Here is a 22,448-nt window from a genome sequence, read left to right on the forward strand (position 1 = left end):
TGCGAGCTCTTCTTCAAATATGGCGGTGAGGGGGGGATTGACTCGCTTCGCTCGCCCTTCGGGCAGCCTGTTCGCTACGCTCTCAGTCTGTCCAACTGGCTGCGCCAGTTGTCGAACCCCGGTCGGGGGTTCTCATCCCCCCCAAAGGCGTGCAACATACGAAAAAAAAGCCCGCATTTTCATGCGAGCTCTTCTTCAAATATGGCGGTGAGGGGGGGATTCGAACCCCCGATACGTTGCCGTATACACACTTTCCAGGCGTGCTCCTTCAGCCACTCGGACACCTCACCATATTGTCATCCCGTTGTTGTCGGGACGGGCGCTAATGTAAGGAAAAGCCGTACTGCCGTCAACCCACTTTTTCAGTAATTTAGCGTGTTTAGACAAACTTCAGGCAACCTGATTCCGAAATGTGCGAAATGCGCCGCTTTTATCAGCAACGCGGTTTAGCGATAAATTTGTTATGCTGGCAAGCCAGTTGAAAATGAAAATAAAACAGCGCAATAAAAGGCAATGACTATGGATATAATCTTCTATCACCCTACTTTTGATACGGTTTACTGGATTAACGCGCTTACGGCGGCACTGCCTGGCGCACGCGTTCGCGAATGGAAACAGAGCGATAATGAACATGCCGACTACGCGCTGGTCTGGCATCCCCCGGTCGAAATGCTTCAGGGACGCCGTTTGAAGGCGGTGTTTGCTCTTGGTGCGGGTGTGGATTCCATTCTCAGTAAGCTGAAGGCACACCCTGAAATGCTGCCGGAAGATATTCCCCTGTTTCGTCTGGAAGATACCGGTATGGGGCAGCAGATGCAGGAATATGCCGTGAGCCAGGTGCTGCACTGGTTCCGACGTTTCGACGATTATCAGGCGTTTAAACAGCAATCCCACTGGGAACCGCTTCCGGATTATCAGCATGAAGATTTCACCATCGGCATCCTCGGCGCGGGTGTACTGGGTTCGAAAGTCGCCGAAGCGCTCGCGCCGTGGGGCTTCCCACTGCGCTGCTGGAGCCGGAGCCGTAAGGATTATCCAGGCGTCGAGAGCTTTGCCGGAACGGACGAACTCCCGGCGTTCCTGAAAGGGACTCGCGTCCTCATTAACCTGCTGCCGAATACGGCGGAAACGGTCGGCATTATCAATGGCACGCTCCTCAACCAGTTGGCAGAAGACAGCTACTTAATGAACCTGGCGCGCGGGGTACACGTTGTGGAAGACGATCTGCTGAAAGCGCTGGATAGCGGTAAACTGAAAGGCGCAATGCTGGATGTGTATAGCCGCGAACCGCTGCCAAAAGACAGCCCGCTCTGGGCACATCCGCGCGTGGCGATGACGCCCCATATTGCGGCCGTGACGCGACCGGCGGAGGCTGTGGCGTACATCTCGCATACCATCAGCGAAATAGAGAAGGGCAACGCGGTGACCGGACAGGTCGACAGACAGCGAGGCTACTGAGAGAAACCCGGCGTTCGCCGGGTTTTTGCTAATATTCGCCGCTGATAACTGCTATCCTTTGGAAAAACCGCAGAGGAGAGAAAGATGTATCCCGTTGACCTGCATATGCACACCGTCGCCAGTACCCACGCTTACAGTAACCTCCATGATTATATCGCTCAGGCGAAGCTGAAAGGCATTAAACTGTTTGCGATAACCGATCACGGTCCGGATATGGCGGATGCGCCGCACTACTGGCATTTTGTGAATATGCGTATCTGGCCACGCCTGGTGGACGGTATCGGGATACTGCGCGGCATCGAAGCGAACATCAAAAATACTGACGGTGAGATTGACTGCACCGGCCCGATGCTGTCCTCGTTAGATCTGATCCTCGCCGGCTTCCACGAGCCGGTCTTTGCGCCCCAGGATAAAGAGACTAACACCGCAGCGATGATTGCCACTATTGCCAGCGGCAACGTGCACATTATCAGCCACCCGGGAAATCCGAAATACCCGATTGATATTCAGGCCGTGGCGCAGGCGGCAGCGAAGCACCGCGTGGCGCTGGAGATTAACAACTCCTCCTTTGTTCACTCGCGTAAGGGCAGTGAAGCCAACTGCCGCGAAGTGGCGGCGGCCGTGCGTGACGCGGGCGGCATGGTGGCGCTGGGCTCTGATTCACACACGGCCTTCACGCTGGGTGATTTCAGCGAGTGCCTGAAAATATTGCGGGACGTGAATTTCCCGGAAGAACAGATCCTGAACGTCACGCCGCGTCGTATGCTCGACTTCCTTGAGTCGCGCGGCATGGCGCCGATTGATGAATTTGCCGATCTTTAATTAATAACGGAATAAAAACATGAATGAGTTTTCCATCCTTTGCCGCGTGCTGGGCACCTTATATTACCGCCAGCCGCAGGATCCGCTGCTGGTTCCGCTGTTTACCCTGATTCGTGAAGGTAAACTGGCGCAGAGCTGGCCGCTGGAACAGGATGAATTGCTGGAACGTTTGCAAAAAAGCTGCGATATGCAGCAGATTTCAACGGATTACAACGCGCTGTTTGTGGGGGAAGAGTGTCGCGTGTCGCCGTATCGTTCTGCCTGGCAGGAAGGTGCGACCGAAGCGGAAGTTCGGGCGTTTCTTTCAGAACGCGGCATGCCGCTGACGGATATGCCTGCCGATCAAATCGGTACCCTGCTGCTGGCGGCCTCCTGGATTGAAGATAATGCAGGTGATGATGAGAACGAGGCGATTGAAACCCTGTTCGAAACGTATTTGCTTCCGTGGGTTGGCACCTTCCTGGGTAAAGTTGAAGCCCACGCCACCTCGCCGTTCTGGAGAACGCTGGCTCCGCTGACGCGTGACGCCATCGCTGCCATGTGGGACGAGCTGGAAGAAGAGAACGAAGAGTGATTCGAATCACAAAAATCCTGCAACGATACATTTCAACTTGCACGTAATGTGCTTCTGATCTCATTTCTAAGGTGCGCATCTGCTAAGATGCGCACCATGAACATACTACTTTGTATTGCAATCACGACTGGCATCCTCTCCGGCCTCTGGGGTTGGGTGGCTGTCTCTCTCGGCTTGTTGAGCTGGGCTGGTTTTCTTGGCTGCACGGCCTATTTCGCCTGCCCGCAGGGTGGTCTCAAAGGGCTCTTCATCTCCGGCTGTACTCTGATGAGCGGTGTGATTTGGGCGCTGGTCATTATGAAAGGCAGCGCGCTGGCGCCGCATGTGGAAATCCTGGGGTACGCCATCACCGGCATTGTGGCCTTCCTGATGTGCGTTCAGGCAAAACATCTGCTGTTGTCCTTTGTGCCCGGCACGTTCATGGGTGCCTGCGCGACCTTTGCGGGGCAGGGGGACTGGAAGCTGGTGGTCCCTTCGCTCATGCTGGGATTACTGTTTGGCTACGCCATGAAGAACAGCGGCCTCTGGCTTGCGGCCCGACGCGAGAAGAGCCAGAGCGTTCCTGCGGTAAGTAAATAAAAAAAGGCGAGACGGAAATCTCGCCTTTTTTATGCGCCGCCGATTATGACTCTGGCGGCACCGACATCTCTCGGTATTTCACCAGCACCGCATTACTCACGTCACTTTTATTCTGAAGATCCCACAAGCCGCGATCGATACCGTCATTAATCAGGAAAATCACGCCGGTTTCGATGGCCGACATCAGACACAGCATGACCGGCTCGTTAGAGGTATAGCCAATTTCACCCTCCAGCAGACGCTGGTAATCGATAAAGCGGAACACCCCGGCCTGCACTTCATAAGAGAGAATCGTTTTGCTGGTGGTCACGGAGGATAATATCTCACCCGTGCTCACGTTAACCACGCGCAGGTTGACGGCAATCTGATCCAGCTGATACTGCGTGTCGGCCCCGATGCCAAAGTAACGCGCACCCGCGCCGCCCGATTTCACGTTACTTTCGTAGCCGATAATCGAGCCTTCCACCATGATATTGGCTGCGGTGAGAGACTGTAGCGGCATGCGGTTATTGACGCCAACGGTACCATTCTCCTGCGCGGCACGAATGATTTTTCGTTCGTTAAGCAGGTTTTGCAGCCCCTGACGTTCCAGCGGGATAAACCAGCGAGAATCTTTCAGGGCGGTGACCAGCATCGCGGTGGCGCTCTGCGGTACGGCCGTCGAGAAGTTACTGGCCGGATACGGTTTGAACTGGCCCGTCTCATCCTGAATGTTATAGACCGAGACGAATATCTTCCCGGTAGGGACCGGCAGATGCGTCAGATCCCGGTAGCTCTGGGCACGAGGCATCAGGGTGGGTTTAGCGGCTTCTTTTGGCGGGGCAGTTAAACAACCGCTTAATAAGCACACTGCAACTATAATAAAAAAGCGCTGCATAATAATTGTCCTTATTTCGGGGTTGTTTAGAAATCAGTTGAACTGGTCTGCAAACCGGAAACCTGGATTGTCGACGTTTTACCGGTTTTTCGGTCTGTCACATTTAACTGAAGCTGCCCGTCTTTATTGGCAATATCGACGATAAAGTCGTTAGTGACCATCCGGCCGGGTTTTCCGGTATTAATGTTGGTTAATAAGCCACCTAATATTTGCGACTGGATGGCCTGAGTGAAATTATCCAGGGCCGACGGGGTCTCGATACCGAAATCATCGTCATAGCTGGGGTCTTTATAGGAGTTTTGAGCCTGAGCCTGGTTAAGCATAAAGGCTCCGTTATTCGGGTTGCCGCCAAAATTAGGGTTGCGGAACTGGAATGTCATATTTCCGGCCCAGCTCAACGGCGCAATGAGCATTAACGAAATCACTGTGTGTGCGAGACGCATTACAGCCTCCGAAATAGGTGTCGTTGCTAGAACTCATCTTTTGCTAAATCGCCTGTGCTCAAAAGGGCTTTGTCTAACTGTAGGCGGTTAATAGCGTCTTCTGTTTGTGCCAGCGCGAAAGCGACGTTCTGATCGAAGTCTCTTTTCGTTGGGAATAGAAAAGTCTGGTAAATAACGTCCTGATTAGCGGTTATTGTGATCCAGCTTCCCCACCGCGCACTGGGCCGTTCGTTGATGGTTAAGTTACCCGGATAATCGCTTTCCCACTTATCGCTGAAGGCACGATAAAAATCGTGTCCGACAGAGGTGACGGTGTGGTCGGTCAACAGTCCGGGAACTTCCACCTCAACAGCCTGAAGGTTTCCGGCAGCAAGCATAATGCCTGCGGCGGCAATCCAACTTAGGGTGCGTTTCATGCTATTAACGCCTGAGGTTATCGTTTGCCCACGACACCGCCTGCGTGCGATTTTTAACAGCTATCTTTTTGAAAAGATTATAAAGATGCGTCTTAACCGTATTTTCGCTGATAAATAACGAACGGGCGATTTCAATATTTGAAGCACCAATACGCAGTTTGTTCAGGATCTCTTTCTCACGGTGCGTCAGAAGTGCAGATTCTGAACTGTTATAGCGATAATTTCCGGAGTGGGTAATGAGGTAGCTGGCCAGTTTTTGCGAGAAATAACACTCCCCCCGCAATATGCCCTGCAAACCCTCCACGACACGGTTTTCTTCTTCAGTGACGTAAAACACGCCGTTAATATGCGGCCAACTCTCAATATCGCGGAAAGGATACTCATCAGGCGTATTTAATAACAATACGCGGATATTATTGTTTTTTCTGCTTAAATTATCCTGCCAGTAATGGACCAGTTTTTTATCCGCTTCCATCATATCGAGAAGAATGATGCTGCCAGGAGCGATATCATCAAAAGAACGTTGAATATTATGCAGTTTCCCGTTAAGCGAGAGGCATTGTTTTAAATGCTGCAATAATGCTGTCGCTTGTAAGGAAGGTTTTGTGATCAACAATAATGTATGACCGGGTAAGCTATGGACTTCATTAAACATGATGAAACCCCACGTTATTTATGACACCCGGCAGCTGCCCTCGTATTATTGAAAAGGGCACCAGAAGTACTGACAGGTGTGGCACTGCTGTGTGTAGTTAAAAAACCTTCCTCCAAAGGAGGCGGTAAAATTAAAAACAAATAACGTACTGCTGTTTTCAATCTAGCTATTGCAAACTTTAAAGCAAGTGTTAATCATGTAACAGAATGTAAAATTCGATATTAAGTTGTGTATTTTGCAGGGCGAATAGATTTTAAGATAAGGGGAAAGTTGTACAGGTGTATAAACGTGCACAGATTTTGAAAGTCATACAATATATTATAACGGATTGAATTGTTGTGCTTTTAATTATTGTAAGCCAGCCGGTAAAAAGTATGAACTCAGCTAAAAAGTTAAGCCTTCTCTAAGCCGGAGAATTTTCTTAAGAAAACTTGCTTCGTGTCACGCACCTGGCAAAAGACATTGCCGTGTTTGTCTGTAGAAGCCGGTACAGGTTGGACAGCCTGTCTCGCTGTTGTTCAGGCGCACAGACAAGAATTTATTTCTGCATTAGTGGTGTGTCGCGTCGTTTCAGGCGAGATTTACGACTTTGAGGTGAATGAGCATATAAAAATAAGGCACACGGGTGAGATATTAAATATGTTTCGGCAGACATACTCTTTTCCGTAACGCGGCGTTAACAAAACGAATCGCGTTAACGGGTAAAGAAATACCTATTTTATAGCCAGGTCCAGGGTGACAGCATGAAAAACAAAACGTTGTTTATGATGTTTACATTACTGGGTGCGCCTGGGTTTGTAATCGCAGGTGATTCAGATTTAGCCAGTTCTGAATATAATTTTGCGATAAATGAATTAAGTAAAGCTTCATACAATCAGGCAGCCATTATTGGTCAACAGGGTTCAGGTAATAATGCTGATGTACGCCAGGGCGGTTCTAAATTGCTGTCCATTATTTCCCAGGAGGGCGGGAATAACCGCGCGCATGTTGATCAGTCAGGGACGTATAACCTTGCTTATATCGATCAGACCGGCAACGGCAACGATGCGAGTATTAAGCAGGGCGCTTTTGGCAACACCGCCATGATTATCCAGAAAGGCTCGGGTAACAGGGCGAATATAACGCAGTATGGTACGCAGAAGACAGCAGTTGTAGTGCAGAGACAGTCGCAAATGGCTATTCGCGTTATTCAACGCTAGCGATGTGTGACGCCTTAATCAATCCGATGGGGGTTTACCATGAAACTTTTCAAAGTGGCAGTTATTGCAGCAATCGTAGTTTCTGGCAGTGCTTTCGCAGGTGCGGTACCACAATTTGGCGGCGGCCACGGTGGTGGTTGGGGTGGCGGCAATAACGGCCCTGACTCAACCCTGAGCATTTACCAGTACGGCGGCGGTAACTCCGCACTTGCTTTGCAGACGGACGCCCGAGATTCTGAATTAACCATTACCCAGCACGGTGGCGGTAACGGTGCAGATGTTGGCCAGGGCTCTGATGACAGTTCTATCGATCTGCTGCAAAAAGGCTTTGGTAACAGCGCCACCATCGACCAGTGGAATAGCAAAGACTCTGTTATCAACGTGAAACAGTTCGGCGGCGGCAACGGCGCGGCGGTAGACCAGACAGCGTCCGGCTCAACGGTGACTGTGCACCAGGTTGGCTTTGGCAACAACGCGACCGCACATCAGTACTGATTCATTTCTGTACCAAAAAACAGGGCATGCGCCCTGTTTTTTTTCGGGAGGATCTCATGAGCACCTTCATTCTTCTTGCCGCGCTTGCCAGCCAGATAACGTTCAGCACCTCACAGCAGGCAAATATGACAACCATTATTCCTCAGGTCACGCTGGCAGACGCCTGCGAATGTCAGGTTGAGGTGTTATCTGTCCGACAAGGGCAAGCGGGACAAAGTACATCGCGGCAGAAAAATACTCTTTTTATACCCGCTAATCAGCCGATTGATTTAACGCGAATCAGTTTAAATATTCGTTCAGGGGAGGCGGTAAAAATAATCGTCACCGTTTCCGATGGAAAATCGCTTCATTTATCACAGCAGTGGAACGCACCGGTAAGTACGCTTTAATAATTCATGAAATCAATGATTTAATAAAGTGGCGGCGCTGCACAGGTAAGCTATGCTGATATCAAGAACCCAGTCATCGGGTTGCTTAAATTGATACGTCATAACGGAGCGTTTTTACCCCTCAAGGACGAATTTCATTGAGGAGTACAAATAATGTTCAAATCCGCAGCGTGTATTATTTCTGGTCTGGGACTGCTCCTGTCCTCTTTTTTATCTCCGGCTTATTCAGCAACTATAGAAAATGGTGGGGTGATTCATTTTCGTGGCGCGGTGGTCGCTGACCCGTGCGAAGTCACGCCCCGGCATCAGCAGTTTGCGATCTCCTGTCCGGAAAATAACCGTATGAAAACGCATACCATCAGTTATGACGAGGCGCTCCGGGGCCATCATCCTCATTCAGCTCTGGCCGCTGTCAGCATGAAATACCTGAATGAACAGAAAACGCTTGCGGTCGTTCAGGTGGATTACCGCTAACCGACGTTTTTTTCGCGGCAGTTTTTCTCCTTCTCCCTCTGCGATACACTGATGAAAAAGGCGGGTTGCAGAGGGTGTTTATGAGACCGCAAATCGACGTTATTCATGGCGATATCACGACGGTACACGTTGACGTGATCGTCAACGCAGCCAATTCCTCCCTGATGGGTGGGGGCGGGGTGGACGGTGCCATTCACCGGGCCGCAGGCCCTCAACTCCTTGAAGCATGCAAAACCGTGCGTCAGCAGCAGGGAGAGTGCCCGCCGGGGCATGCTGTTATTACGCTTGCGGGCGATCTCCCGGCCAAGGCGGTGATCCATACCGTTGGACCCGTCTGGCACGGTGGCGACCGCCATGAGGCTGAGATTCTGGAGCAGGCGTATCGTAACTGCCTGCGGCTTGCGGCGGATAACGGGTATAAGACCATGGCGTTCCCCGCCATTAGCACCGGGGTGTACGGTTATCCAAAGGAAGCGGCAGCTACAATCGCCGTGAATACCGTTTATCACTACCTTTCCCTCAAACCCATGCCGGAAAAAGTCATTTTTGTCTGCTTCGATGAGCACACCGCCGACCTGTATCAGCGGATTTTGACCGCGCGCAGCCAGGCATTTTGATGTCTGAATGCAAAAACGGCGCCCTGGAGGCGCCGTTTTGTTATCCCGCTTTAACCTGAGGTTTGCCTGAGAACAGGAAACGCAAAAGCGGGATCCGCAGGTGGATTTCATACAACACGATGGCAATACCAACCACAAAGACCAGGCCGGTGAAGAAGCCCAGCGCATTCGAGGCAATATGCGGCGTAATGTACGCCCCGAAAAACAGCGTCAGCGGATGGTGAACCAGGTAGATAAACAGCGATGCATTAACGAAATAGGTAACGCGGCTGGATTTAAAATTCAGCAGACGATGGCCAAGGGCGAACACCACGTTAACCATCCACAGGCCCATCAGCATCGTTATCACGCTCTCTGTCTCATACATCCACGCGTCCCCGCTGCCATAGCGCTGATTGAGAAGATAGGCGGCAAAGGCCAGCGCAGCACCCACCGCACACCAGGGGGAGGGGGTGGTAAACAGCGCTTTAAGCCGGGGATGAATAAATGCCAGCGCCCCAATCAGGAAGAAGGGAATGTAGAACAGGGTCTGCATCACCACGAAATTAAACAGCCCATCGCTCAGAATGGGAGGGTAGACAATGAGCAGGGTACGCCTGACGGCGGCATACGCGACCCCCAGCGCAAGAAACAGGAACGACAGCTTGCCCAGGGTGATGTTGGCGAAGAAGGTCGAGGATGCGGTGCTCGCGCGCTGGCGCAGCTGGCTGAAGATCAACAAACTCACCGTGGTTAGCACCACCAGTACCAGCAGGAACCAGAGGTGGGAAATCAGCTCCCAGACCAGAGTGTTGTATTTCTCATAGAAGGAGAGATTCGGCCAGTTTTCCGCCTTGCCTTTAACATGCTGCAACATGATGAACTGCGGCAGCGTCAGCAGCGGAATGGCCGTCAACATCGGTATGCCCACGCGCTCCACGCGCACTTTCCACCACCGTTTGAGGGGATAGCGCAAGAAGAGCATGTAAGAGAAATAACCGGAAATGACAAAAAACACCTGCATGCGGAAGGCATGGATAAAATCATTAAACAGCGTCAGCCACCAGGAGGGCATCTGGCTGTTCACGTGCCAGGTGTGGCTGGAATAGATCAGTGAAATATGAAAAGGGATCCCCAATAGCATCAGCCATGCGCGGATCGAGTCGAGGAAATATTCACGTTGTACAGGGGTTGTGCTCATATAACTTTGCGCATTCTCAGACTTTTCGCCTTATCCCTAAGGCTCATAATGGTTACATTCGGAGCCAACCCTACACCAAGACCGACACCCTGTCTCCAGGATAAGCACGCAAAGTGAAAAGCGGGTTCTTTCATTTGCTTAATCCATGAGCCAGCGAGCTGAACAAAGCAGTGATATTGTTGTCGGATTGCCTGAGTTTCCATTAAAATGGATCGGATCGATATAAGCACACAAAGGGGGAAGTGCTTACTTATTATGAAACATAAACCACAAATGATGAAAATGCGTTGGTTGGGTGTAGCAGTGCTGTTGTCACTGTATACCTCATCTGCACTGGCCTTTAACATCGATGATGTCGCAAAACAGGCTAAATCGATGGCGGGCAAGAGCTACGAAGCGCCAAAAAGTAACCTGCCCTCCGTTTTCCGCGACATGAAATACGCGGACTATCAGCAGATCCAGTTCAATCACGATAAAGCGTACTGGAACAATATTAAAACCCCGTTCAAGCTTGAATTTTACCACCAGGGTATGTACTTCGACACGCCGGTTGCCATCAATGAAGTGACGGCGACCGCGGTACGCAAAATCAAGTACAGCCCGGATTATTTCAATTTTGGCGATGTGCAACACGATAAAGACACGGTGAAAGACCTCGGCTTCGCAGGCTTCAAGGTGCTTTACCCGATTAACAGCAAAGATAAAAACGACGAAATCGTCAGCATGCTTGGCGCCAGCTACTTCCGCGTGATTGGCGCGGGGCAGGTGTACGGGCTTTCTGCGCGCGGTCTGGCAATTGATACCGCGCTGCCATCAGGTGAAGAATTTCCACGTTTTCGCGAGTTCTGGATCGAACGTCCAAAACCAACCGACAAACGTCTGACAATTTATGCGCTGCTGGACTCCCCTCGTGCGACAGGCGCTTATCGCTTCGTGATCATGCCAGGGCGTGACACGGTGGTTGACGTACAGTCTAAAGTTTACCTGCGCGATAAAGTGGGCAAACTGGGCGTCGCGCCGCTGACCAGCATGTTCCTGTTCGGGCCGAACCAGCCCTCTCCGGCGACCAACTTCCGTCCTGAACTGCATGATTCCAATGGCCTTTCCATTCATGCGGGTAACGGCGAGTGGATCTGGCGTCCGCTGAACAACCCGAAACACCTCGCCGTCAGCAGCTTTGCGATGGAAAACCCGCAGGGCTTTGGTCTGCTGCAACGTGGCCGTCAGTTCTCCCGCTTTGAAGATCTGGATGACCGCTACGATCTGCGTCCAAGCGCCTGGGTTACGCCGAAAGGCGACTGGGGTAAAGGCAAGGTTGAGCTGGTTGAAATTCCAACTAACGATGAAACCAACGATAACATTGTGGCGTACTGGACACCGGATCAGCTGCCGGAAGCCGGTAAAGAGATGAACTTCAAGTATGCGATCACCTTCAGCCGTGACGAAGACAAGCTGCATGCGCCGGATAACGCGTATGTGATGCAGACGCGTCGTTCGACGGGTGACGTGAAGCAGTCCAACCTGATTCGTCAGCCGGATGGCACGCTGGCATTTATCGTGGACTTCACCGGGCAGGATATGAAAAAACTGGCGCCGGATACTGCCGTGACGGCACAGGCCAGCATTGGCGATAACGGTGAAATCGTTGAGAACGCCGTGCGTTACAACCCGGTCACCAAAGGGTGGCGTTTGACCCTGCGCGTGAAGGTGAAAGATCCGAAACAGACCACTGAAATGCGCGCCGCGCTGGTCAGTAACGATAAGCCGCTGAGTGAAACCTGGAGCTATCAGCTACCTGCCAATGAATAATACATCTGAATATATTGATGCCATGCCGCTGACGGACATTGAAAAAGCGGCACTCCCTGCGAGCGACATCCGCGCGGTTCACACCGCGCTGGATGGTGAACATCGTCACTTTTCCCGTGATGATGATACGCCGCTGGGGTCAGTGAAGGCACGTCTGGAGCAGGCATGGCCGGACTCACTGGCAGAAGGGCAGCTAATCAAGGATGACGAAGGGCGTGACCAGCTACAGGCGATGCCGAAGGCCACGCGTTCCTCCATGTTCCCCGATCCGTGGCGCACCAACCCGGTGGGCCGCTTCTGGGATCGCCTGCGTGGGCGTGACGTGACGCCGCGCTATCTGTCACGTCTGACCAAAGAACAGCAGGCATCCGAGCAGAAATGGCGTACCGTGGGAACGATTCGTCGTTACATTCTGCTGCTGCTGACGCTGGCGCAGACGGTTGTCGCCACCTGGTACATGAAAACCATTCTGCCGTACCAGGGCTGGGCGTTGATTAACCCTGCTGACATGATTGGCCAGGATATCTGGGTCTCCTTCATGCAGCTGCTGCCGTATATTTTACAGAGCGGCATTCTTCTGCTGTTCGCGGTGCTGTTCTGTTGGGTCTCCGCCGGGTTCTGGACGGCGCTGATGGGCTTCCTGCAACTGCTGATGGGGCGTGACAAATACAGCATTTCCGCGTCGACGGTCGGGGATGAGCCCCTCAATCCTGAGCACCGTACCGCGCTGATCATGCCTATCTGTAACGAAGACGTTGACCGCGTATTCGCCGGGCTGCGTGCTACCTGGGAATCCGTAAAGGCGACCGGTAACGCGGCGCATTTCGACGTCTATATCCTGAGCGACAGCTACAATCCGGATATCTGCGTGGCGGAGCAAAAAGCCTGGATGGAGCTGATTGCCGAGGTGCAGGGCGAAGGGCAGATCTTCTACCGTCGTCGTCGTCGTCGTGTTAAGCGTAAGAGCGGAAACATCGATGACTTCTGTCGTCGCTGGGGTAACCAGTACAGCTACATGGTGGTACTGGATGCAGACTCCGTGATGAGCGGCGACTGCCTGAGCGGGCTGGTCCGTCTGATGGAAGCCAACCCGAACGCGGGTATTATTCAGTCCTCGCCAAAAGCGTCCGGTATGGACACGCTGTATGCGCGGTGTCAGCAGTTTGCGACCCGCGTCTACGGGCCGCTGTTTACTGCCGGCCTGCACTTCTGGCAGTTGGGTGAATCTCACTACTGGGGCCACAACGCCATTATCCGCGTGAAGCCATTCATCGAGCACTGCGCCCTGGCGCCGCTGCCGGGTGAAGGGTCGTTTGCCGGGTCCATTCTGTCGCATGACTTTGTGGAAGCTGCGCTGATGCGTCGCGCAGGGTGGGGCGTCTGGATTGCCTACGATCTGCCTGGATCGTATGAAGAGCTGCCGCCGAACCTGCTGGATGAGCTCAAACGCGACCGCCGCTGGTGTCACGGTAACCTGATGAACTTCCGCCTGTTCCTGGTGAAAGGGATGCACCCTGTTCACCGTGCGGTGTTCCTGACGGGCGTTATGTCCTATCTGTCTGCGCCGCTGTGGTTTATGTTCCTGGCGCTCTCAACCGCGTTGCAGGTTGTGCATGCCCTGACGGAGCCGCAGTACTTCCTGCAACCGCGCCAGCTGTTCCCGGTGTGGCCGCAGTGGCGTCCGGAGCTGGCGATCGCGCTGTTCGCGTCGACCATGGTGCTGCTGTTCCTGCCTAAGCTGCTCAGTATCATTCTGATCTGGTGCAAAGGTTCGAAGGAGTACGGTGGTTTCTGCCGCGTGACCCTTTCACTGCTGCTGGAAGTGCTGTTCTCGGTCCTACTGGCGCCGGTGCGTATGCTGTTCCATACGGTGTTTGTGGTGAGCGCGTTCCTGGGATGGGAAGTGGTGTGGAATTCACCGCAGCGTGACGATGACTCTACGCCGTGGAGTGAAGCCTTTATGCGCCACGGCTCTCAGCTGCTGCTGGGCCTGGTGTGGGCCGTTGGTATGGCCTGGCTGGATCTGCGTTTCCTGTTCTGGCTGGCGCCGATTGTGTTCTCGCTGATCCTGTCGCCGTTTGTGTCGGTGATCTCCAGCCGTTCCACGGTGGGCCTGCGTACCAAACGCTGGAAGCTGTTCCTGATCCCGGAAGAGTATTCTCCGCCGCAGGTGCTGGTGGATACCGATACCTATCTGGAGCAGAACCGCAAACGCACGCTGGATGATGGCTTTATGCATGCCGTGTTTAACCCGTCATTCAACGCGCTGGCAACCGCGATGGCGACGGCGCGTCACCGCGCCAGCCAGGTGCTGGAGATCGCCCGCGATCGCCACGTTGAGCAGGCGCTGAACGAGACGCCAGAAAAGCTTAACCGCGACCGTCGTCTGGTGCTGTTGAGCGATCCGGTGACGATGGCACGGCTTCACTACCGCGTGTGGTCCTCTCCGGAGAGATACTCTTCTTGGGTGAACTACTACAAGGACGTGAAGCTCAATCCGCTGGCCCTGAAGGCGAAGTAAGTTGTTAAGTAGGGCGGGTAAGCGAAGCGCCACCCGCCAAATAAAATACCGGCTTAATCGCCGGTATTTTTTTAGAGGTCAGAAATGAAAGTAATCATTGTCGTCATGATGGCATGCCTGCTCAGCGGTTGCGGCAGCATTATCAGCCGCACCATCCCCGGGCAGGGCCACGGGAATCAGTACTACCCCGGCGTACAGTGGGATGTCCGTGATTCCGCATGGCGCTATCTCACCGTGCTCGATCTGCCGTTTTCGCTGATTTTCGACACGCTACTGCTGCCCATCGATGCCAGCCACGGCCCCTACGAGTAGCGGTGACTTATCGCTCGTCCCATTCGTCCGCTGCGGCCTGACCCTCTTCGGTATCCAGCGGCGGTTCGAGCTGAAACTCACCTTCGTCCCATTCGTGCAGCGTATTTTCTTCCAGCCACTCCTGACGTAACTCAATTTCGTCATAGTCGCCGTCGAATACCGCCTGCGCACCTTCACCACTCAGTATCGGCAGACATTCACCATCTTCACCTTCATCAGCAAAGAATTCGGCCTGCCACATAATATCGCCGTCCTGTAGGACGTATTTTTGGATATTGAGTTGTTGCACGTCAGCATTTTCTTCCTCAATGCCGGGATTATCGGCGAGGAACTCTTCGCGAGCGGCATCAATTGCTTCTTCCAGAGTGGCGTACATGGTCATTGGTGTCTCCCTGTTTTTCGTGAAGGTATTCAGGGAAAGAATAGCTGATTATGTGATTTTGCAAGTATGAATGCGAAAATTAGCCGTCACGATGTTGTCTTATTCGCGCCGGGCGTAGCGCCCGGGATAAGCTGAGCCACGAATAAACGGCGTTGAACAGCACGACGCCTGCCGTCACGATAAAGACCGCCCGGAAACCGAAGCTGGCCGAAATCCCCGCGCCGACCAGCGGTCCGGTGACGTTACCCAGATCGCGAAACGACTGGTTATAACTGAAAATACGACCGGCTATCTGGTTGGTGGAGTTATAGACCAGTAGCGTCTGTACAGCCGGGAGTAGCGCACCATCCGCAGCCCCCAGCAGGAAGCGCAGGACGCCGAGCTGCCACGGAGACTGCACCAACGCCATGGGGATCAGCAGCAGGACGGAGACGATCAGGGCGCAGATCAGGATCTTTTCCGGGCCGATACGGTCTCCCAGCTTGCCGAGCCTCGGCGCGCTCAGTAGCGCCGCCACGCCGGGAACAGAGGCTATTAAGCCGCTGATAAAGGCGATATTGCTGACGTTTCCCGCCAGGTCGCGTACGTAGAGCGTCAGTATAGGCGCGATTGAACCGGTGGCCACCTGGATAATCATGGTGGTTACAAACAGGCTCAGCACCAGCTTTGGGTTTTTCAGCGAGGCCAGCACATCCCGGGCGTGCAGCATCTCTTTTTTGGCCACGGGCGTGAAATTCTCGCGGATACAGATAAGCGTCACCAGGAAGCAGAGGAACAGCACGCTGGCGGTAATGAAGAATACCGGCCGCAGTCCGTAGTGGTCGGCCAGCAGCCCGCCCGCCAGTGGGCCCAGCAGTGCGCCGCTTACGCCGCCAGTGGATAGCGTGCCCAACGCCCAGCCGCTTTTCTGGCGCGGGATTTGGGTGGCGATCAGGGCGTTGGCGTTAGGGATAAATCCCCCGAGCAGGCCCAGAAGCGCGCGTAGTATCAGGAACTGCCAGACATTCTGCGCCACCCCCATCAGCAGCATAATGATCGCCATGCCGAGCGCGGAGCGCAGCAGCATAATTTTGCGGCCTTTGCGATCCGCCAGCCCACCCCAGAAAGGCGACGCAATGGCGGAGAACAGGAACGTAATGCTGAACACCAGGCCGGACCACATATTCAGGGCGCTATGTCCGGTGACGCCGAGCTGTTCAACGTAGAGGGGCAGGAAGGGCATCACCAGGCTAAAGGCGGCGCCAGTAAGAAAACAACCCAGCCACGCAACCGTCAGGTTACGTTTCCAGTTTATGGGAGCATCTGTGGGGGACATAACTATCCGCATAATGAGGTGCAGGGCACCGTGAACAGTGAGGTAATAAGCCTGCTAATTATGCGCCCGGGGTATGATTGCCGCAATGACGGGGAGCTTTTAAAGCTAAAACAACATGCGGCCCGGAAGGCCGCACGCAGGTTAATACCGGGAAGGGACGCCCTGAGGCCGGGTTTTAAAGCGGCGATGCAACCACATGTACTGCTCCGGCGCGAGCATAATGCATTTCTCGACAACGCCGTTCATCCAGCGGGCGGTGGTTTCTGCATCAATCAGCGGTGGCGCGAGTTCCGGCTCCATCATGATGAGCTGATAGCCTGAACCGTCTGGTTTACGGCGCGGTACAAACGGCACGATAGCCGCTTTGGACATCCGCGCCAGCATCCAGGTCCCGGTGGTCGTCGCGGCATCTTCCACCGCAAAGAACGGGACAAACACGCTGGATTGCGGGCCATAGTCATGATCCGGGGCATACCAGACCACTTCACCTGATTTCAGGGCGCGGATCATCCCTTTCAGGTCTTTGCGATCGATCATGCTTTTATTGGAGCGCATGCGTCCGTTGGTCTGGATCAAATCGATCACCGGATTATCGTTAGGACGATAAACGCCTATACCCGGCGCCTGCATGCCGAACATCCGCGCGCCAATTTCGAGCGTCAGAAAATGAACGCCAATCAGCAGGACGCCTGTCTGGTTGGCCTGAAGAGTATGCACCGGCTCCATGCCGGTCCCGGCCACTTCCGTCCAGCGCGCCATGCGCTTATCCGACCAGAACCAGGCCATACCGGTCTCCATCAGCCCCATGCCGACAGATTCGAAGTTTTTAACCACCATGTCGTGGCGCTCAGATTCACTCATCTGAGGAAAACAAAGCTCAAGGTTACGATACGCGATCCTGGCGCGACGCTTCATAAACTGCTGAGCAATGCGGCCCAGTCCTTTACCCATGCGGAAAATGACGGGATAAGGCAGCTGTACAATTAGCCACAACAAGCCAATGCCTGACCATGTTAACCAATAGCGGGGATGCAAAAGCGCGGCAGTAAATTTCGGTAACTGGGTCATGTCTGTCCTGTGTTCTAACGTCCTGAAAGGATATTGTCTCATTTTTTAAGGCATAGCCAAAATGTCTGTCATCGAAACATGAAAGAATATGCAAATGTTAAGTCTGATTAATCAGGTTGACTGAAATGTAGCGTAAATTGTGTGGATGTAAATTGTCTTTGTTTGCTATATCATGCCGACCGATTTTTATTTCTCAACGATTGCAGGACTTGTACACCATGCCAGTGTTACACAACCGCGTTTCGAATGAGATGTTGAAAGCGCGTATGTTGGCCGAAACCGAACCGCGCACAACGATCTCTTTCTATAAGTATTTCACCATCGATGATCCCCAGGCGACCCGCGATGCGCTTTACCAGGCTTTCACCGCCCTGAACGTGTTTGGTCGCGTCTATCTGGCGCGTGAGGGGATTAACGCGCAGATTAGCGTGCCGGAAAGCAAGGTCAGCGCCTTCCGCGACCTCCTTTACGGGTTTGATCCGGCGCTTAACGGCTTACGCCTGAACATTGCGCTGGATGATGACGGTAAATCATTCTGGGTGCTGCGCATGAAGGTGCGCGAGCGTATTGTGGCGGATGGCATTGACGATCCGAGCTTCAATGCTGCTAATGTGGGGGAGTACCTCAAGGCCGCTGAAGTGAACGCGATGCTCGACGATCCGGATGCGGTGTTTATCGATATGCGTAACCACTACGAATATGAAGTGGGGCACTTCGAGAATGCGATGGAAATTCCTGCCGACACCTTCCGCGAGCAACTGCCAAAAGCCGTTGAGATGATGCAGGAGCATAAAGACAAAAAGATCGTTATGTACTGCACCGGGGGGATCCGCTGTGAAAAAGCCAGCGCCTGGATGAAGCACAACGGGTTTAATAAAGTCTGGCACATTGAGGGTGGGATCATTGAGTATGCCCGTCGCGCCCGTGAGCAGGGTTTACCGGTGCGTTTTATCGGTAAGAACTTTGTGTTTGACGAGCGTATGGGCGAGCGAATTTCAGAGGACGTGATCGCGCACTGCCACCAGTGCGGAACACCGTGCGATACGCATACCAACTGCAAAAACGACGGGTGTCATCTGCTGTTTATTCAGTGCCCTGCATGTGCCGAGAAGTTTAATGGCTGCTGTAGCGAGCTGTGCAGTGAAGAGAGTATCTTGCCTGAAGAAGAGCAACGTCGTCGCCGTGCCGGACGCGAGAACGGGAATAAGATCTTTAATAAATCCCGGGGCCGACTGAATACCAAACTGGGTATTCCGGACCCGGAGTAAAACACTGCCCGGCGGCGCGAAAGCCTGCCGGGCCTGTTTTATGACTTCTGCTGAACGCCTTCCACCGAAATAATCAACTCAACATCCTGCGATGCCGGGCCTAAATCCGTGGTGATATTAAAATCTTTCAGATGAATTTTGCCTGCTGCTTCAAAGCCAGCACGTTTGCCACCCCACGGATCGTCGCCCTGTCCAATTAATTTGGCATCCAGTGTGACCGGTTTTGTTACGCCGTTCAGCGTCAGATTACCGGTAATAGCGAGCTTATCACCGTCTTTCTTCACCTCTGTCGACGCGAAAGTAGCTTGCGGGAATTTGCCCACGTTCAGAAATTCAGCGCTGCGCAGATGTTTATCACGCTCGGCGTGATTAGTGTCGACGCTGTTGGTATTAATGGTGACGTTCACTTTATCGGCAGCAGGGTTTTTCTCGTCGAAAGTAAATGTGCCATCGAAATCATTGAATGTGCCATATAACCAGCTGTAACCCAGATGCTGAATACGGAAATTGACAAAGGCATGCTGGCCCTCCTTATCAATTTTATAGTCAGCGGCAATGGCCGAACCGGTGGTAAATAGCAGCGAACCTAATGCGATACCCAACAGGCGTTTTTTCATTTTATGCTCCAGAGTCAACTGACGAACGGCCAAGCATGCGCTTCAGCGTATCGTCTTTATCAATAAAGTGGTGTTTCAGGGCCGCAAGGCCATGCAGGACAGACAGGATCACCACGCTCCATGCCAGCCACAGATGAACCACACCTGCGGTGTCAGCCTGTGAACCGGCGTCAGCCAGCGTGGCTGGGACGTCAAAAAGCCCAAACACGCTGATCGGTTTACCGTCTGCGGTCGAAATGAGATAGCCGCTGATCAGAATGGCGAACAGCAGGGCATAGAGTGCGATATGTGCGCCAACAGCGCTTATGCGGGTAAGTCGGCCATGGCTTTTGGGTGCTGGAGGGGGCGGAGAGATATGTCGCCAGATCACGCGAAAAACCAGACCCATCATCAGCAGAACCCCGATGCTTTTGTGCAATTCGGGGGCCTGATGATACCAACCGTCATAATAGCTTAATGTCACCATCCACAGGCCGAGACCAAACATGGCATAAACGGCAAGTGCAAATAGCCAGTGTAAACACATGGATATTATTCCGTAGCGGCGGGAGGAGTTACGCCATTGCATATGAATTTCCGTTCTTAAATGACTGAGCAATAAAAATGGACGGGTTAAATAAATAATGCAACTGAAAAAAATGAATAATGTTTTTTATTTAATTTATTTCAGCGAATTTGAATGTATTTCCGCAATGTATTTCAATCGCTTCGTTCAATAAATTTGAGGTGACGTTTTTTAAAAATATAAGTTAAATAAATTTAAAGGAGTGTCAATAAACGTCAGCGAGAATTTTCAGAAGAATACAATATAGATAACGTCAATGATCGCCAGCAGCGACCAAAGAACAATGTAGAGCATGAAATGCTCGCGGATGTTATTGATAAGGTAATTCACCAGTCTGCGCATCATGCCCCTCTCGCTAAACAGGCCCCGGTTATTCGGAGCCTGTAGAGGTATTATCGGTTAAAGCGCGAGAGCGCGAAGGGCTTGAGATCAAACGAAGGCGCGATCCCCTGCGCAAACTGGGCGGCAATTTCACCTAACACAGAGGCAAATTTAAACCCGTGACCGCTGAGCCCGGTTACGAGCAGGGTGTTATCGTGTCCCGGCAGGGTGTCGATGATAAAGTCTTCATCCGGGGTGTTGTCGTAGGTGCACGCTGCGCCGTAAAGCAACCCGCCTACGCCCGGCAGGATATTACGCAGGAACGTGAAGGCTTCGGAACCATCCTGCGGATAAGCACCGTAAGGCTTGCGTTCTTCCGCAGAGGAAATTACCTGTCCGCCGTTATGTTTGCCAATCTTGAGCGCGTCTTTTTCCGAGGGGAAACCATAGAACTGGTCGCCATTGGGTAACTCGCCTGTAAACGCCGGGAATTTGTTCTGACTGCTGTAACGCCCGTCAGACTGGAACCAGGAGAAGACTTTTCGCACCGGCTGGATGGGCAGGTTCGGCAGCAGTTTCGTCACCCACGTTCCCGCACTGACCAGCAGGCGCGTGGCGGTATATTCACCTTCAGAGGTGGTGACGGTTGAACCCTCTGCATGGTGGGTGATGCCCGTGACCGGACAGTTGAACAACTGCGCGCAGCCCGCTTTGGCGGCGAGATCAATCCAGGTCTTAATGGCCGTTTCGCTGTGCAGTACGCCAGAGTTGGCTTCAAACAACCCAATGTAGTCTTCAGGGACAGAAATTTCCGGCCAGCGCGCCATGATGCCCTTCGCATCCAGACGCTCGACGTCCAGGCGGTAGGCTTTCGCGCTCTCCTCGACGGTCGCCAGAAACGTGGAGCTGGCTGGCCCCAGGTTAACGACCCCGGTGCGCTCAAAAATGCGATCTTCGGTGAGTGTGGCCAGCTCATCCCACAGCGTCTGAGCCCGAAGCACAAGCGGTACATAACGTTCACCTTCACCGTAAGCGTGACGGATCAGACGGGTATCGCCGTGATGGCTTCCTTCAGAGTGGGGGGGAAGGTGGGCGTCAATCATCAGCACTTTCAGACCCGCCTGCGTGGCGTAATAACCGGCGGCAGATCCTACGGAGCCGCTTCCGATAATGATTAAATCGTATTTCATAGGCTTCTCTTTACTAACGCTTTGTTAGCAGAGTAATTAACTATGTGGGCTTATACAAGAACGAAATAAATAAGGCACCGCGAGGGTGCCTGTTGAGTGAAAAGGGGCATAAGGTCAATGCCGTTTATACTCATTTTCCTGATAGTCGCCAGATTCTATTTTTGCGATGCCTGCTTCTAAAATAGAGATAAACTGACGGGCGACGTCTGTTGTAAGCCACAGCGTCTGTCCAACTTCCGCTTCATCACGGTTTTGCTGATTTGGGGTCTGGTAGTGCAAACGCAGCATCAGCGCATCGTAGCTGTCTACGGTGCTGATATCCCAGCCAACAAGCGGATGGGTCTGGATGACTTCACTATTCTTTTCCATTATAACCCCCTTAATGCGTGTTAGAAGACAACGACTTTGAGGTTCAATGCATGTTTTTCTGAAAGCAATTTCAGTATATCAATTAATAAGGGTTCAGAAGGAAAAAATAAACGGGTAGCAACACATTTTTATGCTTTTTAGGATTGTTCGAACAATAAAACGCCATCTTGTTCACGATTTTCTAAGAAGATGCTGAAATATTTTGAACTTTCAGGAGACGAAACGAAAAAAAGCCGGGGCGACCCGGCAAAAAAACACAATGAGGGAGCAAATTTTAATCAGTGATGAACCAGTCGTCGGCGCTTTCCCATGTTTCCTGCAAAATTTCGCTGATGCGTTCTTTGTCTTCTTTCGCGCCGCCGATGACGGAAAGATGGTTTGCTGTCGCATAACGTACCGTTACGGCGCCATCGTTTTCAGGAAAAGTGCTGTTAATACGTCGGGATAGTTCACCCGCCAAAGCGTCGAGTGCGCCAGCAGGCAGGACGGTGGATTTGGCTATGGTGACTTCGATACGCATAAATGCCCCCTGT

27 protein-coding genes, 1 tRNA gene and 1 other RNA gene are annotated in these 22,448 nt (G+C 52.7%); 13 read left to right on the top strand and 16 right to left on the bottom strand.

The annotated features are described in order from the left end of the window. Nucleotides 1-20: 20 nt before the first annotated feature. Together RS584_RS07980 and RS584_RS07985 are read right to left on the bottom strand one after the other, a co-directional pair. A non-coding RNA gene (locus RS584_RS07980) (RtT sRNA) lies at nucleotides 21-157 on the bottom strand. 45 nt (nucleotides 158-202) lie between these two features. Then, nucleotides 203-290, bottom strand: a tRNA-Ser gene (locus tag RS584_RS07985). A 229-nt stretch (nucleotides 291-519) separates the two neighbouring features. Here RS584_RS07985 and ghrA point away from each other — a divergent pair. From ghrA to RS584_RS08005, 4 genes are all read left to right on the top strand, one after another. Continuing rightward, nucleotides 520-1,458, top strand: coding sequence for a glyoxylate/hydroxypyruvate reductase GhrA (ghrA, locus tag RS584_RS07990; protein ID WP_315749279.1), 939 nt, complete (start codon nucleotides 520-522; stop codon nucleotides 1,456-1,458). A gap of 84 nt (nucleotides 1,459-1,542) precedes the next feature. Further along, nucleotides 1,543-2,280 carry a phosphatase gene (locus RS584_RS07995; RefSeq protein ID WP_032670147.1) on the top strand — a complete coding sequence of 246 codons (738 nt, stop codon included), beginning with the start codon at nucleotides 1,543-1,545 and terminating at the stop codon, nucleotides 2,278-2,280. Nucleotides 2,281-2,299: 19 nt separating this feature from the next. After that, nucleotides 2,300-2,854 (top strand): molecular chaperone, encoded by a 555-nt coding sequence (locus tag RS584_RS08000; protein ID WP_315749282.1) that lies wholly within the window; start codon nucleotides 2,300-2,302, stop codon nucleotides 2,852-2,854. 96 nt (nucleotides 2,855-2,950) lie between these two features. Further along, nucleotides 2,951-3,433, top strand: a complete 483-nt coding sequence (locus RS584_RS08005) for a DUF1097 domain-containing protein (protein ID WP_072159654.1) — start codon at nucleotides 2,951-2,953, stop codon at nucleotides 3,431-3,433. A 43-nt stretch (nucleotides 3,434-3,476) separates the two neighbouring features. Here the strand turns inward: RS584_RS08005 and csgG are convergent, their stop codons facing one another. From csgG to csgD, 4 genes are read right to left on the bottom strand one after another with little or no spacing between them, the layout of a single operon-like run. Beyond that, nucleotides 3,477-4,310 (bottom strand): curli production assembly/transport protein CsgG, encoded by an 834-nt coding sequence (csgG, locus tag RS584_RS08010; RefSeq protein ID WP_315749284.1) that lies wholly within the window; start codon nucleotides 4,308-4,310, stop codon nucleotides 3,477-3,479. Between the two features lie 26 nt (nucleotides 4,311-4,336). Further along, nucleotides 4,337-4,753, bottom strand: coding sequence for a curli production assembly/transport protein CsgF (gene csgF, locus RS584_RS08015; protein ID WP_003858054.1), 417 nt, complete (start codon nucleotides 4,751-4,753; stop codon nucleotides 4,337-4,339). Between the two features lie 26 nt (nucleotides 4,754-4,779). After that, the gene (csgE, locus tag RS584_RS08020; protein WP_058689476.1) at nucleotides 4,780-5,169 is read right to left on the bottom strand and encodes a curli production assembly/transport protein CsgE; all 390 of its coding nucleotides are present in this window, start codon (nucleotides 5,167-5,169) and stop codon (nucleotides 4,780-4,782) included. A gap of 4 nt (nucleotides 5,170-5,173) precedes the next feature. After that, entirely contained in the window at nucleotides 5,174-5,824 is a 651-nt protein-coding gene (csgD, locus tag RS584_RS08025) for a biofilm master transcriptional regulator CsgD (RefSeq protein ID WP_017384754.1), read from the bottom strand. Between the two features lie 743 nt (nucleotides 5,825-6,567). Between csgD and csgB the strand changes: the two genes are divergently transcribed. The 5 genes from csgB (at nucleotide 6,568) to ymdB (ending at nucleotide 8,998) form a co-directional block, all read left to right on the top strand. Further along, nucleotides 6,568-7,023 carry a curli minor subunit CsgB gene (gene csgB, locus RS584_RS08030; protein WP_032647963.1) on the top strand — a complete coding sequence of 152 codons (456 nt, stop codon included), beginning with the start codon at nucleotides 6,568-6,570 and terminating at the stop codon, nucleotides 7,021-7,023. 39 nt (nucleotides 7,024-7,062) lie between these two features. Further along, entirely contained in the window at nucleotides 7,063-7,518 is a 456-nt protein-coding gene (gene csgA / locus RS584_RS08035) for a curli major subunit CsgA (protein WP_003858043.1), read from the top strand. 56 nt (nucleotides 7,519-7,574) lie between these two features. Beyond that, complete coding sequence (gene csgC / locus RS584_RS08040; RefSeq protein WP_045342804.1) at nucleotides 7,575-7,907, top strand: curli assembly chaperone CsgC; 333 nt, start codon at nucleotides 7,575-7,577, stop codon at nucleotides 7,905-7,907. A gap of 153 nt (nucleotides 7,908-8,060) precedes the next feature. Beyond that, nucleotides 8,061-8,381: a type 1 fimbrial protein gene (locus tag RS584_RS08045; protein ID WP_315749289.1), complete on the top strand. Its 321-nt coding sequence runs from the start codon at nucleotides 8,061-8,063 to the stop codon at nucleotides 8,379-8,381. Between the two features lie 80 nt (nucleotides 8,382-8,461). After that, nucleotides 8,462-8,998 (top strand): O-acetyl-ADP-ribose deacetylase, encoded by a 537-nt coding sequence (gene ymdB, locus RS584_RS08050; protein WP_015570849.1) that lies wholly within the window; start codon nucleotides 8,462-8,464, stop codon nucleotides 8,996-8,998. A gap of 40 nt (nucleotides 8,999-9,038) precedes the next feature. Here the strand turns inward: ymdB and mdoC are convergent, their stop codons facing one another. Then, the gene (gene mdoC / locus RS584_RS08055; protein ID WP_032670142.1) at nucleotides 9,039-10,178 is read right to left on the bottom strand and encodes a glucans biosynthesis protein MdoC; all 1,140 of its coding nucleotides are present in this window, start codon (nucleotides 10,176-10,178) and stop codon (nucleotides 9,039-9,041) included. 255 nt (nucleotides 10,179-10,433) lie between these two features. Here mdoC and mdoG point away from each other — a divergent pair, with 255 nt between their 5' ends. The 3 genes from mdoG (at nucleotide 10,434) to RS584_RS08070 (ending at nucleotide 14,820) form a co-directional block, all read left to right on the top strand. After that, the gene (gene mdoG / locus RS584_RS08060) at nucleotides 10,434-11,987 is read left to right on the top strand and encodes a glucans biosynthesis protein MdoG (protein ID WP_015570847.1); all 1,554 of its coding nucleotides are present in this window, start codon (nucleotides 10,434-10,436) and stop codon (nucleotides 11,985-11,987) included. After that, the gene (gene mdoH / locus RS584_RS08065; RefSeq protein WP_003858032.1) at nucleotides 11,980-14,508 is read left to right on the top strand and encodes a glucans biosynthesis glucosyltransferase MdoH; all 2,529 of its coding nucleotides are present in this window, start codon (nucleotides 11,980-11,982) and stop codon (nucleotides 14,506-14,508) included. Before mdoG ends, mdoH begins: the two co-directional genes overlap by 8 nt. An 84-nt stretch (nucleotides 14,509-14,592) precedes the next feature. Continuing rightward, nucleotides 14,593-14,820 carry a YceK/YidQ family lipoprotein gene (locus RS584_RS08070; protein WP_003858030.1) on the top strand — a complete coding sequence of 76 codons (228 nt, stop codon included), beginning with the start codon at nucleotides 14,593-14,595 and terminating at the stop codon, nucleotides 14,818-14,820. Nucleotides 14,821-14,827: 7 nt separating this feature from the next. Here RS584_RS08070 and RS584_RS08075 read toward each other — a convergent pair whose 3' ends face one another. The 3 genes from RS584_RS08075 to RS584_RS08085 all read right to left on the bottom strand — a co-directional run bounded on the left by RS584_RS08075 (nucleotide 14,828) and on the right by RS584_RS08085 (nucleotide 17,585). Beyond that, entirely contained in the window at nucleotides 14,828-15,202 is a 375-nt protein-coding gene (locus tag RS584_RS08075) for a MysB family protein (RefSeq protein WP_220424214.1), read from the bottom strand. A 79-nt stretch (nucleotides 15,203-15,281) separates the two neighbouring features. Then, a complete protein-coding gene (mdtG, locus tag RS584_RS08080) occupies nucleotides 15,282-16,517 on the bottom strand; it encodes a multidrug efflux MFS transporter MdtG (protein ID WP_017384746.1) in 1,236 nt (411 codons plus the stop codon). Nucleotides 16,518-16,658: 141 nt separating this feature from the next. Beyond that, nucleotides 16,659-17,585 carry a Kdo(2)-lipid IV(A) acyltransferase gene (locus RS584_RS08085; protein ID WP_315749295.1) on the bottom strand — a complete coding sequence of 309 codons (927 nt, stop codon included), beginning with the start codon at nucleotides 17,583-17,585 and terminating at the stop codon, nucleotides 16,659-16,661. A 218-nt stretch (nucleotides 17,586-17,803) separates the two neighbouring features. Between RS584_RS08085 and RS584_RS08090 the strand changes: the two genes are divergently transcribed. Continuing rightward, entirely contained in the window at nucleotides 17,804-18,853 is a 1,050-nt protein-coding gene (locus RS584_RS08090; protein WP_015570841.1) for a rhodanese-related sulfurtransferase, read from the top strand. A 38-nt stretch (nucleotides 18,854-18,891) separates the two neighbouring features. Here the strand turns inward: RS584_RS08090 and RS584_RS08095 are convergent, their stop codons facing one another. The 6 genes from RS584_RS08095 to dinI all read right to left on the bottom strand — a co-directional run bounded on the left by RS584_RS08095 (nucleotide 18,892) and on the right by dinI (nucleotide 22,435). Then, on the bottom strand, nucleotides 18,892-19,470 hold the full coding sequence (locus RS584_RS08095) for a YceI family protein (RefSeq protein WP_017384744.1): 579 nt from the start codon (nucleotides 19,468-19,470) through the stop codon (nucleotides 18,892-18,894). A 1-nt stretch (nucleotide 19,471) separates the two neighbouring features. After that, nucleotides 19,472-20,038, bottom strand: coding sequence for a cytochrome b (locus tag RS584_RS08100; RefSeq protein WP_017384743.1), 567 nt, complete (start codon nucleotides 20,036-20,038; stop codon nucleotides 19,472-19,474). 225 nt (nucleotides 20,039-20,263) lie between these two features. Beyond that, nucleotides 20,264-20,377 carry a YceO family protein gene (locus tag RS584_RS08105; RefSeq protein ID WP_003858014.1) on the bottom strand — a complete coding sequence of 38 codons (114 nt, stop codon included), beginning with the start codon at nucleotides 20,375-20,377 and terminating at the stop codon, nucleotides 20,264-20,266. A gap of 50 nt (nucleotides 20,378-20,427) precedes the next feature. Continuing rightward, on the bottom strand, nucleotides 20,428-21,546 hold the full coding sequence (solA, locus tag RS584_RS08110) for an N-methyl-L-tryptophan oxidase (protein WP_315749297.1): 1,119 nt from the start codon (nucleotides 21,544-21,546) through the stop codon (nucleotides 20,428-20,430). Between the two features lie 114 nt (nucleotides 21,547-21,660). Next, nucleotides 21,661-21,915, bottom strand: coding sequence for a biofilm formation regulator BssS (bssS, locus tag RS584_RS08115; protein WP_015570838.1), 255 nt, complete (start codon nucleotides 21,913-21,915; stop codon nucleotides 21,661-21,663). A 274-nt stretch (nucleotides 21,916-22,189) separates the two neighbouring features. Beyond that, complete coding sequence (dinI, locus tag RS584_RS08120) at nucleotides 22,190-22,435, bottom strand: DNA damage-inducible protein I (protein WP_003858011.1); 246 nt, start codon at nucleotides 22,433-22,435, stop codon at nucleotides 22,190-22,192. Between the last annotated feature and the right edge of the window lie 13 nt (nucleotides 22,436-22,448).

The sequence above is a fragment of the Enterobacter sp. DTU_2021_1002640_1_SI_PRY_ASU_LCPMC_013 genome, assembly GCF_032389435.1.
Lineage (GTDB): Bacteria > Pseudomonadota > Gammaproteobacteria > Enterobacterales > Enterobacteriaceae > Enterobacter > Enterobacter hormaechei_C.

Excerpts from the sequence above, each read along its gene's own strand:
- csgG (WP_315749284.1), bottom strand. The coding sequence starts at position 4,310 with ATGCAGCGCTTTTTTATTATAGTTGCAGTGTGCTTATTAAGCGGTTGT.
- RS584_RS08105 (WP_003858014.1), bottom strand. The coding sequence starts at position 20,377 with ATGCGCAGACTGGTGAATTACCTTATCAATAACATCCGCGAGCATTTC.
- csgD (WP_017384754.1), bottom strand. The coding sequence starts at position 5,824 with ATGTTTAATGAAGTCCATAGCTTACCCGGTCATACATTATTGTTGATC.
- solA (WP_315749297.1), bottom strand. The coding sequence starts at position 21,546 with ATGAAATACGATTTAATCATTATCGGAAGCGGCTCCGTAGGATCTGCC.
- RS584_RS08085 (WP_315749295.1), bottom strand. The coding sequence starts at position 17,585 with ATGACCCAGTTACCGAAATTTACTGCCGCGCTTTTGCATCCCCGCTAT.
- bssS (WP_015570838.1), bottom strand. The coding sequence starts at position 21,915 with ATGGAAAAGAATAGTGAAGTCATCCAGACCCATCCGCTTGTTGGCTGG.
- RS584_RS08000 (WP_315749282.1), top strand. The coding sequence starts at position 2,300 with ATGAATGAGTTTTCCATCCTTTGCCGCGTGCTGGGCACCTTATATTAC.
- RS584_RS08095 (WP_017384744.1), bottom strand. The coding sequence starts at position 19,470 with ATGAAAAAACGCCTGTTGGGTATCGCATTAGGTTCGCTGCTATTTACC.
- csgF (WP_003858054.1), bottom strand. The coding sequence starts at position 4,753 with ATGCGTCTCGCACACACAGTGATTTCGTTAATGCTCATTGCGCCGTTG.
- RS584_RS08045 (WP_315749289.1), top strand. The coding sequence starts at position 8,061 with ATGTTCAAATCCGCAGCGTGTATTATTTCTGGTCTGGGACTGCTCCTG.
- RS584_RS08005 (WP_072159654.1), top strand. The coding sequence starts at position 2,951 with ATGAACATACTACTTTGTATTGCAATCACGACTGGCATCCTCTCCGGC.
- csgB (WP_032647963.1), top strand. The coding sequence starts at position 6,568 with ATGAAAAACAAAACGTTGTTTATGATGTTTACATTACTGGGTGCGCCT.
- ymdB (WP_015570849.1), top strand. The coding sequence starts at position 8,462 with ATGAGACCGCAAATCGACGTTATTCATGGCGATATCACGACGGTACAC.
- ghrA (WP_315749279.1), top strand. The coding sequence starts at position 520 with ATGGATATAATCTTCTATCACCCTACTTTTGATACGGTTTACTGGATT.
- mdoG (WP_015570847.1), top strand. The coding sequence starts at position 10,434 with ATGAAACATAAACCACAAATGATGAAAATGCGTTGGTTGGGTGTAGCA.
- RS584_RS08070 (WP_003858030.1), top strand. The coding sequence starts at position 14,593 with ATGAAAGTAATCATTGTCGTCATGATGGCATGCCTGCTCAGCGGTTGC.
- csgC (WP_045342804.1), top strand. The coding sequence starts at position 7,575 with ATGAGCACCTTCATTCTTCTTGCCGCGCTTGCCAGCCAGATAACGTTC.
- RS584_RS08100 (WP_017384743.1), bottom strand. The coding sequence starts at position 20,038 with ATGCAATGGCGTAACTCCTCCCGCCGCTACGGAATAATATCCATGTGT.
- mdoH (WP_003858032.1), top strand. The coding sequence starts at position 11,980 with ATGAATAATACATCTGAATATATTGATGCCATGCCGCTGACGGACATT.
- mdoC (WP_032670142.1), bottom strand. The coding sequence starts at position 10,178 with ATGAGCACAACCCCTGTACAACGTGAATATTTCCTCGACTCGATCCGC.
- dinI (WP_003858011.1), bottom strand. The coding sequence starts at position 22,435 with ATGCGTATCGAAGTCACCATAGCCAAATCCACCGTCCTGCCTGCTGGC.
- csgE (WP_058689476.1), bottom strand. The coding sequence starts at position 5,169 with ATGAAACGCACCCTAAGTTGGATTGCCGCCGCAGGCATTATGCTTGCT.
- RS584_RS08090 (WP_015570841.1), top strand. The coding sequence starts at position 17,804 with ATGCCAGTGTTACACAACCGCGTTTCGAATGAGATGTTGAAAGCGCGT.
- csgA (WP_003858043.1), top strand. The coding sequence starts at position 7,063 with ATGAAACTTTTCAAAGTGGCAGTTATTGCAGCAATCGTAGTTTCTGGC.
- mdtG (WP_017384746.1), bottom strand. The coding sequence starts at position 16,517 with ATGTCCCCCACAGATGCTCCCATAAACTGGAAACGTAACCTGACGGTT.
- RS584_RS08075 (WP_220424214.1), bottom strand. The coding sequence starts at position 15,202 with ATGACCATGTACGCCACTCTGGAAGAAGCAATTGATGCCGCTCGCGAA.
- RS584_RS07995 (WP_032670147.1), top strand. The coding sequence starts at position 1,543 with ATGTATCCCGTTGACCTGCATATGCACACCGTCGCCAGTACCCACGCT.